General features: G+C 61.8%; 4 protein-coding genes. 2 read left to right on the plus strand and 2 right to left on the minus strand.

Annotated elements, in window-relative coordinates; translation table 11 throughout:
- Together IFU31_RS21540 and IFU31_RS21545 are read right to left on the minus strand one after the other, a co-directional pair.
- Positions 1-1,721: hypothetical protein (locus IFU31_RS21540; RefSeq protein ID WP_192104654.1), on the minus strand; the 1,721-nt coding region annotated here is incomplete at its 3' end.
- 92 nt (positions 1,722-1,813) lie between these two features.
- The gene (locus IFU31_RS21545; protein WP_192060109.1) at positions 1,814-3,904 is read right to left on the minus strand and encodes a hypothetical protein; all 2,091 of its coding nucleotides are present in this window, start codon (positions 3,902-3,904) and stop codon (positions 1,814-1,816) included.
- A 302-nt stretch (positions 3,905-4,206) separates the two neighbouring features.
- On the opposite strand from IFU31_RS21545, the gene IFU31_RS21550 reads away from it, so the two are divergent.
- On the plus strand, positions 4,207-6,945 hold the full coding sequence (locus tag IFU31_RS21550) for an autotransporter outer membrane beta-barrel domain-containing protein (protein WP_244657729.1): 2,739 nt from the start codon (positions 4,207-4,209) through the stop codon (positions 6,943-6,945).
- A 153-nt stretch (positions 6,946-7,098) separates the two neighbouring features.
- Positions 7,099-9,324, plus strand: a complete 2,226-nt coding sequence (locus IFU31_RS21555) for an autotransporter outer membrane beta-barrel domain-containing protein (protein ID WP_192104656.1) — start codon at positions 7,099-7,101, stop codon at positions 9,322-9,324.
- Positions 9,325-11,363 lie beyond the last annotated feature (2,039 nt).

Below are 11,363 nucleotides of genomic sequence, written 5' to 3' on the forward strand. Positions count from 1 at the left end.
TCCACGTAGCGGGTCTTGTCCACCCAGAAGCTCAAATCCCCTACCGCAGTGATGGGCAGTTCCACCGGCGGGTTGATGCTCGCGTTCGAGCCCTCCCAGTGCAGCCGCGCCTTGCCGCCGATGTACAACGGCGAGCCGACGGTGACCTTGACGGTGATGCCGCCCGTGGCCAGGTCGGCGGGGTCCAGCACGTCGCCAGGTTTCAACGCCGGGCTGAAGGTGGGCGCGGGCAGCGAGGCGCCGGCGCCGACCACGGTCAAGGCCAGGGCGGGCGAACGGTACACCGTGCCGTCGGCCAGCTTGACGGTGTAGGACACCTCCAGCGTGCCGCCGATGAGTTCCAGTGCCTTGTCCTTGAGCACCAGGATGCTCAGCGGCCCACCGGCGTTGCCGCTGTCGACCGCGCGAATCTCTTCGTGATACACCGCTCCGCCGGGGCCGGTGCCACTCCAGATCAGGGTCACGTTGCTGCCGCTGACCAGCAGCGGGTTGGCCAGCACGATGACCTCGACGGTGTTTTCGCTGATGGACTCTGGTGCCAGGGTGCCACCGGATGCCTTGGGCACTTCCGGCATTTTCAGTTCGTTGCGCGTGCCCACCACGCCGAATGTCGAGCCGCTGGAGATCTTCGCTGCGCCACCGGCGGCCGGAATGGCGGTGTAGTACACGTACGCCTGGCTGTCGATCAGCACGGCGGCCACGTCCTTGGGCACCTGGAAGTTGAGAAAGCGGTTGCTGCCCAGCTGCTGGGGCGGGGTGCTGTAGTCTTGAAACGGGCCTTGAACGGGCCGTCCGGTCCAGTGCACGACGATGTTGTCGTCGACGGCGATGGTCGAATAGCGATTGACGCGGATTTCCACCAGGCCGTCGGTGATGGTATCCAGATGCAGGTCGCCGGTCTGGGTGCCTTCCACGGTCGGCTCGGGCAACGAGCCTCGTGCATACACGGTGGTCAGCACGCTGGGGCTGTAGCGTGAATAGTTCTGCACCTTGTCGCGGATGCTGTAGCGCACGATCAGGTCGGTGCCGGGGCGGGCGGCAATGACGCTGTTGGGCACGGTGATGGTGATGCTGCGGTTGAGGTCGCTGGTTTGCAGCGGGCCATAGTGAATGGCCGTGCCGGCCCAGAACAGGGTGACGATATCGCCCTCGCTCTGGTGGGTGTATTGCTGGATCGTCACCGGCAGGTCGCCCACCAGGCTGACGTCGGAGATGAGGTCCGGCACGCCATAGGGCAGCCCGAGATTGGGGTTGAGTGAAGGATCGCTGGCGTCCGGCGGTTCCGGCGGGTCGCCAGGCACCGTCAGCTTGATCGGCACCACCAGCGACTGCGATGCCCGCTCGTTACCGGCTGAATCCTTGACGTGGTAGTGCAGCGTCGCCTCGAGCGCGTCGGGGGAAATGTAGTATGCATCGGCAACCAACGCCTGAGTGGCGGTGGGGTCGGTCACCGTGGCGAAGTCCATGTAACCGTCATTCCAGTAAAGGTCGATGATGTCATTCACCGCCATACCCACGTAGGGCTCTACCAGCACGGCAATCAGGCCGTTGTCGTAGTCGTCTTTGTTGATGCCGCCATGGGAGATCGCGGCCGGTACCAGGGGGGCGTAGATATTGGGGTCGGGCGCCACGCCACCATGTCGGGCACCGTGGTTGACATGGTCGCTGCCACAGGCGGCTTTGCGGATGGCGCGTAATAATGAACGGGGTGGATTTTTCACGATGGATCACCTCAAGTGGAGTTGAGATCACTCATGACAAAGAGCGGGTAGGCCCCTCGCCGACAGTTGCCTGCCGGCGAGGGGTAACGCTGCTACAAGTCCAGTGCGTAGCAACGCACGAACACCGAGGCAGAAGGGCCGCCAGTGCCGTAGGCATTTTCAATGGAGTACACGGCCGTTACCGACCCCTGCCCAACGGGCTCATTCACCCACTTCTTGGAGAAGTAAGTGGCCGGAATCAGGAAGTCGTGATGTTTGACAGGGCCACCCGGCAATTGGATATCGTCGCGCGTCAAGGTGTAGCTCAGATCGAGCTTCATGTTGGGCGTTTCGACGCCTGAGCCGGCAAGGCCGTAATACCCCTGCAGCGTGAGGGTGATCTCGTCGCCCTCGGCCACTTGGTCGTAATCCAGGAGCACACGGAATGGCGTACCGTCCTGCAGCTGCGCCTTGTTCAAGGAGTTTTGTGCCTGCCTGCGCTCTGTGAACTCTCCTGCGGGCAATCCCCCGGGTCCGCCTGGCAGCAGATCCTGAGAAATAACTTGTACGTCCTTGGCAAACGACAGGGCCACGTTGGTCGCCGATGGCGTGCCTGATGTTGCACGCGCCACGGTGTAGTGGACAGCTTTGATACCAGGCCCTTTGGCCTTCATTTCAGCCGATGTTGCCGTGATTTTCAGCGGTAATTTGGCAGCGAGATCGCTGGCCAGTATGGTTCTTCTGTTAGCCAGCGCCGTGCCGCCCCAATAGACGGTAATGACATCGTTGGCCTGCAGGTAGTCGACATCACCCGGCGGGGTGGCAGTGCTGTCGGCGTAGTAAGGAACGATGACCTCGGCGTCCTCCTGCAAGTCAGCGTTGTCGATGATATCGACAGCACCACTGTCCGCCTCGACCGTGACTACCCTCAACAGCTCATTTTCCGGAGTGCCGGGGACTGGGTCTGGGCCGGCGGGTATGGTGATGTCCACCAACACGGGGTTGGCTCCCGAAGTGGCCATTTTTACAGTGCCGCGGTAGACTTCGTAGTACCCCTCTGCTGTGTACCGTTGCGGTGACCCCGTACCGCCACCGTTGGCAACGAAGTCAAACGGCAGGTCGAACTCCAGCACGAAGGGCTTGCCGAGGTCCGCTGTGCTGATGCGCAGTCTCGAGGTACTTGAGGTGCCGAGGTAGAAAATCACTTCGTCGCCATCGACGGACTTGGGGATTTCGGGAATTTTGACATGGACCGGCGTGCGCGCATCGGCTTCGCTGATCAGGCCGTTGTCGCTGAACAGCGCGATGTCTGGTAAATCCAGATCACCGTCCACTGGCGCGCTGCTGACCAGGATGATCAAGGCAACGTCGTCTGCGCGCCCACGGCTGACATTGCCCGCCACGTCGGTAAGCGTGTAACCGAAATAGCGCTCGCCGTCATTCATGGCTTGCAACGCGGCCAACGGAATTTCAAGCTCCAGATCTTCGCCTGTGCCGCCCACGGGCACCACCTTCTCCGCCGACACGATGAGCAACTCAGACCCCCCTGATGTTGCTCTGTAAAAAGGTTTGACTATGTCGCCATCTTCCATGCCGTAGTAGTCTGGCAGCAGTGTCTTCAGCACTAGACCGCCGGAAGTGCCTGCAACCAATTTGTCCAGGGTCACACCTTCGTCTTCTACATCTTGGGCAAAGATCAGCGGTGGCATCAAAGTCCCGCCTGGCGCTTCACGGTCGATACGCAAAGGGATCGGTGGGTTACCCCGAATCACATTGCTGCCGCCATCCTCCAGCTCGTAGGTAACCTGGTGTACACCGTGAGCCAGGGTTGCGTCGAACTCGCGGATATAACCATTGCCTACCTCTGCAGCGTCCACGGCTGGAACGTCGATAGGCACATTGTCGAGTATCAAGCGGACCAGGTCGCCAGCAACGATGCTCGTGTGGTTTGGAATGGAGATCCTGAATGGACTGTTATTCTTGTTTGCAGGAATCAGGTTCTGCGGGTGTCCGGAAATGGCGTCAGGTACTGACGGCGGTGGACCATCGTCCACCAATATGCCCACGCCTGCCCGCAGGCTGGCAGAGCGCTTGCTGGGCGACGTCGGATCCAGTCGGCCTTTCTTGTGAACCTTGTACACAGTGACGGCTGCATCTGTCGGACGCGCGCTTGGCGCCTGAAAGATCGCGTTGGAAGTTCCCATTTTTCAATCTCCAGTACTGAACTGATATAGACCGAGGCGCGCAGTGTGAATAAGCGTTTTCATAACGGCTGCGAGTGATTGATTATTTACACGCTGCAAGTTTCGGTGCGGCTTCGTGCGAGGCGTAATCGGCTTGGTGCGATATTCAAGCTAGCACCGATTGGAATCATTTCAATATTTAAATCCAGCTAATTCTGAAAATTATTATTCAACTAGATGAAGCATGATTTGCAACTACACTGCCACTTCGGATGGACGATCCAAAGTAACTTTTTGAATAAACAAATTCAAAGGTGGCAGTCATGAAAACTATTGTTCACGGCGGTATCAAGTGGCGCCCGTTGCTGGGCGTTGCAGTCGTATTAAGTGTATCTGGCGAGGTCATGGCGGCCGTGGTGGATGGGCCCTTTTCCATCGGCAGGGTCAACTCAGGTTCACCGGTCGAGGAATGGTCGGTACTGCGAGGAGGTTCGCTGTTTGTCAGCCCTGGGGGCCAAACTCTGGACATCGGCTTGCGCCTGGGCAGTACGGCCGGGCTGGAAGGCGCCACGGTCACGGCGCGCGCACGCTTCGAAGCCTTGCGCGTGGACGCTTCCACGGCCACGGTGACCGATAGCGTGCTCAATGCCTCTTCAGCCATCGGTATCACGCTGGTAGCCGGCGCGCCCGCCGTCTTGACGCTGACCAACAGTACGGTCACCGGCTTCGGCCGAGGCATCCAAAGCAGCACAGGGGCCGTGGTGAATATCAGCGGTTCGCAGATATCCGGCACCGATGATGGTCGCGTGCAGCCTTACTTAGGCGGGGTGGGGCTGTCGGTGCTGTCATCGGACATGAACCTGGTGCAGAGCAGCGCCATAGGCGCCAACCATGGCGCCACATTGATCGCCAACGGTGGCGGCAGCGGCACACCGCGTGCAGCCACCAACCTGGCGCTCGATGGGTCGAGCCTGCAAGGTACTCGCGGCAGCGCGGTGTTGGTTGGGGCCACGCTGTATCCACTGGCCACAGCCGGAAGGTTGACCCTGGCCAATGGTTCAAGCTTGACCGGGGGCGATGGCATAGCGGTGGAAGTGACGCAGGCGTCGACCCTGGATCTGCAAGTGGCCGCCAGTGCCTTGAACGGCGGCTTGAGCCTGGCAGATGCCTCGCAGGTGACGGCCGATCTGGGCCAGGGCAGCAGCCTGACCGGCGACATGCTGCTGGGGGGTGCCAGCGCGCTGACCCTGGTCAGCCGCGAAGCCAGTACGTTGACCGGCAATGCCCTGCTCACCGGCGGCTCGCGCATCGACCTGAGCCTGGAACAGAGCAGCTGGGTTGGCGACACGAACGTCAGCGAAGCCTCACAGGCCCAGCTCAACCTGGGCAACAGCAGCTTGACCGGCAACGTCACTGTCGCCGATACCTCCACGGCGAACATGACACTTGACGCAAGCAGCTGGGAAGGCAACGGCCAGGGTCCACTGAACCTGAACCTGAACCGCGCTTCGACATTCAATGGCCAGTTGAGCCAGGCAGGCGCTGTCAATCTGGCTGACGGTTCCCTGTGGAACATGACAGGCGACTCGCAGATAGCCAGCCTGGCCATGAACGGCAGCAGGGTGGCGTTGGGTGGCCGCAGCGGCGCCTATCGAACCTTGCAGACAGGCAGTTTGAGCGGCAGCGGCATCTTCGACCTGAACACCGATCTGGGCACCGTACAGGGTGATCGTTTGGTGGTGACCGGCGAGGCCGCCGGCAGCCATGAACTGGCCATCCACAACAGCAGCAGTGGGGTCGACCCGACGCCGGGTACGACCCTGACCGTAGTGCAGACCGGCGGTGGCGCGGGCACCTTCGCCGTGCTCGGCGGCCAGGTCGATGCGGGCACGTACGTCTACGACCTGCAGAAGCAAGGCCAGGACTGGTTGCTGGTTCAGCGGGGAACTGTCGGTCCCGTCGATCCAGGGAGCCCTGGCGATCCGGGAGATCCGGTAGACCCGGTAGATCCAGGGAGCCCCGGCGATCCGGGAGATCCGGTAGACCCGGTAGATCCAGGGAGCCCCGGCGATCCGGGAGATCCGGTAAACCCGGTAGATCCCGTGACGCCCGTGGACCCCGGCAATCCTGGGGACGGCGGCGGTCCGGTGGTCACCCCCGGAGCGCGTTCGGTGATCGGCCTGTTCAGCGCCGCACCCACAGTGTGGTACGGCGAGCTCTCTACGCTGCGCAGCCGCATGGGTGAACTGCGCCTGGGCCGTGGCACCAGTGGCGCCTGGGTGCGCACCTATGGCGGGCGTTACGACCTGTCGGCCGGGGGTGGTGTGGCCTATAGGCAGCGCCAGCAGGGGCTGACCTTTGGGGTCGATGCACCGCTGCCGGCCAGTAATGGCCAATGGTTGGTAGGCGTGATGGGCGGCTACAGTCGCTCCGACCTGGACCTGGCAGCAGGCACTTCCGGTGAGGTCGACAGCTACTACCTGGGGCTGTACAGCACCTGGCTGTCCGAGGGCGGCTACTACGTGGACGGCGTGGTCAAGCTCAACCGGTTCCAGAACGAGTCCGACGTGCGCGTCAGCGACGGCAGCCGTACCGGTGGCAACTACGACAACCACGGTGTAGGTGCCTCGCTGGAAGTGGGCAAGCACATAAAGCTCGCCGACAACTGGTACCTGGAACCCTTCGCGCAGATGTCGGCGCTGTGGGTGCAGGGTGAGCGCTACGATCTGGACAATGGCATGCAGGCACGCAGCAACGGCGCCGACTCGTGGCTGGGCAAGGTGGGTACGCATGTCGGGCGTAACTTCCCGTTGGCCAATGGCGGCTTGGTGCAGCCTTACATCAAGGTGGCGGCGGCCCATGAATTCGCCGATGCCAACCGTGTCAAGGTCAACGCCAACCGCTTCACCAACGACCTCTCGGGCACCCGCGGCGAGTTGGGAGCCGGTGTAATCGCGCAGATCTCCGATCGCCTGCAGTTGCATGCCGATTTCGACTACAGCAATGGCGAGAACATCGAACAGCCATGGGGAGGAAGCCTCGGCCTACGCTATGCCTGGTAGGTGTCGTGCCAGGTAGGTCTGTCGTTGTAGGACGCGTCTTGCCTATGCATGATTCGGACGCGTCCTACAGATATTAAAACTTCATGAACCTAAGCTTGCGGCCCGCAATTGCCCTTCGGCAAATCCTACGGTTGCATCGCAAGGTTCTCAATCATGAGCAGGTTCGTTTCACGTTTCATCCTGCCCGGCAGCTTCGCTGCCGGGCTTCTCGTACTGGACGGTGCCGAAGTCGCTGCGGCACGCGATCTGACCGGCCCAGGGGACGCCCTGGTGATCTACCCCGAGGCCGCCATTACCGATTGGCGCCTGCGCGAGGGAGCCTCCCTTTACGTCAAAGGCGCAAAAACCCTGGGCATCGAAGTGTCCAGCGGTTCTGCGCTACGCGCGGAAAACGCGCAGATCAACGGCGGCGCGGCAGTTGGGGTCAGGGTCAGTCAAAGCACCGCCAGCATCACCGGTAGCACAGTGGTCAGCACCGGCAACTACGCGCTGATCGCCAGCAATGGCAGTGAGACCAGCGGCGCCCAGGTCAGTGTGTTCGACAGCGTATTGCTGGGCAGCGGCAGCGGCGTTTCCGCCAACTACAACAACGCTATCACGCTGGCCAACACCCAAGTGCTGGGCCGGACGGCCAACACCAGTCTGCTCCGGGGTGGCAACGGGATCCTGATGCTCAGTGGCGACATCAATGTGACCCAGGGCAGCAACGTGGTTGGCGAGACGCATGGCGCCGTATTGAGCATGGACACCTTCGTGCCCGTACCGCGCGCCAGCAACCTGGTGGTGGACAACGCTCGCGTCGAAGGTCAGCGCGGTGCGGCAATCGCCGTACAGACACGCAACGCCTCACCCGTTCAAGCCTCGATCATCGTGCGCAATGGTGCGACGCTGCTGGGCGGCGACGGTGTCATTCTGCAAGCCGGTGCCAATACCACGGTGGACTTCACCGCTGCCAATACCGACTTGACCGGTGACATTCAGATCGACGCGGACTCGACCACCGCCATTACGCTGCAAGACAACGCCCGCCTGACCGGCACAATGGCCGGGGTGTCCAGCCTGGCCGTCGACAGCGGCGCATTGTGGCGCATGACCCAGAGCGCCAGCATCGGTGACGTCAGCATGAACGGCGGGCGCATCGATTTGGGTGGTACGTCCGGCGCCTTCCGCGAACTGACGCTGGGCAGCCTCGCCGGCAATGGCACCTTTGGCCTGGGCACCGACCTGGCCACAGGCCAAGGCGACACGCTGGTGATCACCGGCCAGGCCACCGGCGACCACTTGCTGGCCATTCACAACACCGGTACTGACGTCGCCGAAGGGCAAGACCCATTGACCGTGGTCAAGACCGCAGGCGGTGACGCGCGTTTCGCGGCGCTGGGCGGCCAGATAGACCTGGGTACCTTCGTTTACGACTTGAAACAAACAGGCGACGACTGGCAGCTGGTGCAGCGCCCTGGCAACGTGGTGACCCCAGGTACCGCATCGGTGCTTGGCTTGTTCAGCGCTGCGCCCAGCGTGTGGTACGGCGAGCTGAGCACCCTGCGCAGCCGCATGGGCGAGCTGCGCATGGGCAAGGCCGAGGGCGGCCTGTGGACGCGGGCCTACGGCAATAAATACAACCTGTCGGCGGGCGGCGGTGTGGCGTACCGACAGCAGCAGAACGGTCTCAGCCTCGGCGCGGACGCCCCGTTGATGGTGGACAACGGCACCGCCTTGGTCGGTGCCATGGTCGGCTACAGTAAATCCGACCTGGACCTCAAGGGCGGCACTTCAGGCGAAGTGGACAGCTTCTACCTGGGTGTCTACGGCACGTGGCTGGGCGATGACGGCTATTACGTCGATGCATTGGCCAAGCTCAACCGCTTTCAGAACAGCTCCGAGGTGCGCATGAGCGATGGTACCCGCAGCCGAGGCAGCTACAGCCACCATGGCATCGGTGCCTCGCTGGAAGCAGGCCGACGGATTGCTGTGACTGAAACCGTTGCTGTCACTCCCTTCATCCAGGTGTCGGCTTTGAAGGTGCAGGGGCAAGGTTACACGTTGAACAACGGCATGGAAGCTGACAGCAACCGTGCCGACTCGCTGCTGGCCAAAGCCGGTGCCAAGCTCAGCCAAACGCTTGAGCTGGATGCCGGCGGCACCTTCGAGTACTACGCCAAGGCCGCTTTGGCCCACGAGTTCGCCAGCAACAACCAGGTCAAGGTCAATGGCAACCGCTTCACCAACGACCTGTCCGGCAGCCGCGGCGAATTCGGCCTGGGCCTGGCCGCGCAGATGTCCGACCGCTTGCAGTTGCACACCGAGTTCGACTACGCCAAGGGTCGCAACCTGGAGCAACCCTGGGGCGTGAACGTCGGCCTGCGCTACAGCTTCTGATCCCGCAAAGGCAGGCAACAGTGGTGAATGCGCTGCTGTTGCCTCTGCCATGGCACAACCCCCTACACCGTTTCTGCGTAGGCAAGGGACCTGCTGGGCAAGTGGGTCTGCCGTATTTGAATGACCCAACTAATACATGCAAAAGCTCGCCTTTTTACTTTCAGCGCAATGTTGAATATTATTTTTTATAGCCGCATCCAAAGTACAAAAATATACTAACTTTTCTTGAGTCCTCGCATTCAATCGTTATGCGAATAAAGCGTATGTATCACATAGACTTGGGCGCGAAAACCTACCAAGTTTGTCACTCTTCCAGTTGTTTGCACTTTCCAGTTTTCAAGCCTAACTTGTTCTCTCAGGTGACTGCTGCTTGATTGCTCGCCTCTCTACTCTTCGATATTCCCTCAACTTCCCCGAGGTGATCCATCGTGAAAAATCCACCCCGTTCATTACTACGCGCCATCCGCAAAGCCGCCTGTGGCAGCGACCATGTCAACCACGGTGCCCGACATGGTGGCGTGGCGCCCGACCCCAATATCTACGCCCCCCTGGTACCGGCCGCGATCTCCCATGGCGGCATCAACAAAGACGACTACGACAACGGCCTGATCACCGTGCTGGTAGAGCCCTACGTGGGTATGGCGGTGAATGACATCATCGACCTCTACTGGAATGACGGTTACATGGACTTCGCCAGGGTGACCGACGCCACCGCCACTCAGGCGTTGATTGCCGATGCGTACTACATTTCCCCCGACGCGCTCGAGGCGACGCTGCACTACCACGTCAAGGATCCAGCCGGCAACGAGCGGGCATCGCAGTCGCTGGTGGTGCCGATCAAGCTGACGGTGCCTGGCGACCCGCCCGAGCCGCCGGACGCCAGCGATCCTTCACTCAACCCCAATCTCGGGCTGCCCTATGGCGTGCCGGACCTCATCTCCGATGTCAGCCTGGTGGGCGACCTGCCGGTGACGATCCAGCAATACACCCACCAGAGCGAGGGCGATATCGTCACTCTGTTCTGGGCCGGCACGGCCATTCACTACGGCCCGCTGCAAACCAGCGACCTCAACCGCAGCATCACCATCACCGTGCCCAACAGCGTCATTGCCGCCCGCCCCGGCACCGACCTGATCGTGCGCTACAGCATCCGCGACAAGGTGCAGAACTATTCACGCTACAGCCCCAGCGTGCTGACCACCGTGTATGCACGAGGCTCGTTGCCCGAGCCGACCGTGGAAGGCACCCAGACCGGCGACCTGCATCTGGATACCATCACCGACGGCCTGGTGGAAATCCGCGTCAATCGCTATTCAACCATCGCCGTCGATGACAACATCGTCGTGCACTGGACCGGACGGCCGGTGGAAGGCCCTTTCCAGGATTTCAGCACCCCGGCCCAGCAGCTGGGCAGCAACCGCTTTCTCAACTTCCAGGTGCCCAAGGACGTGGCCGCCGTGCTGATCGACAGCCAGGCGTACGTGTACTACACCGCCATTCCGGCCGCCGGCGGCGCAGCGAAGATCTCCAGCGGCTCGACATTCGGCGTGGTGGGCACGCGCAACGAACTGAAAATGCCCGAAGTGCCCAAGGCATCCGGTGGCACCCTGGCACCGGAGTCCATCAGCGAAAACACCGTCGAGGTCATCGTGCTGGCCANGGCCGCTGAGCATCCTGGTGCTCAAGGACATGGCGCTGCAACTCATCGGCGGCACACTGGAGGTGTCCTACACCGTCAAGCTGGCCGACGGCACGGTGTACCGTTCGCCCGCCCTGGCCTTGACCGTGGTCGGCGCCGGCGCCTCGCTGCCCGCGCCTACCTTCAGCCCGGCGTTGAAACCTGGCGACGTGCTGGACCCCGCCGACCTGGCTACGGGCGGCATCACCGTCAAGGTCACCGTCGGCTCGCCGTTGTACGTTGGCGGCAAGGCGCGGCTGCACTGGGAGGGCTCGAGCACGAGCATCAACCCGCCGGTGGAACTGCCCATCACTGCGGTAGGGGATTTGAGCTTCTGGGTGGACAAGACCCGCTACGTGGA

It is taken from the genome of Pseudomonas sp. CFBP 13602 (genome assembly GCF_014842725.1).
GTDB lineage: Bacteria > Pseudomonadota > Gammaproteobacteria > Pseudomonadales > Pseudomonadaceae > Aquipseudomonas > Aquipseudomonas baltica.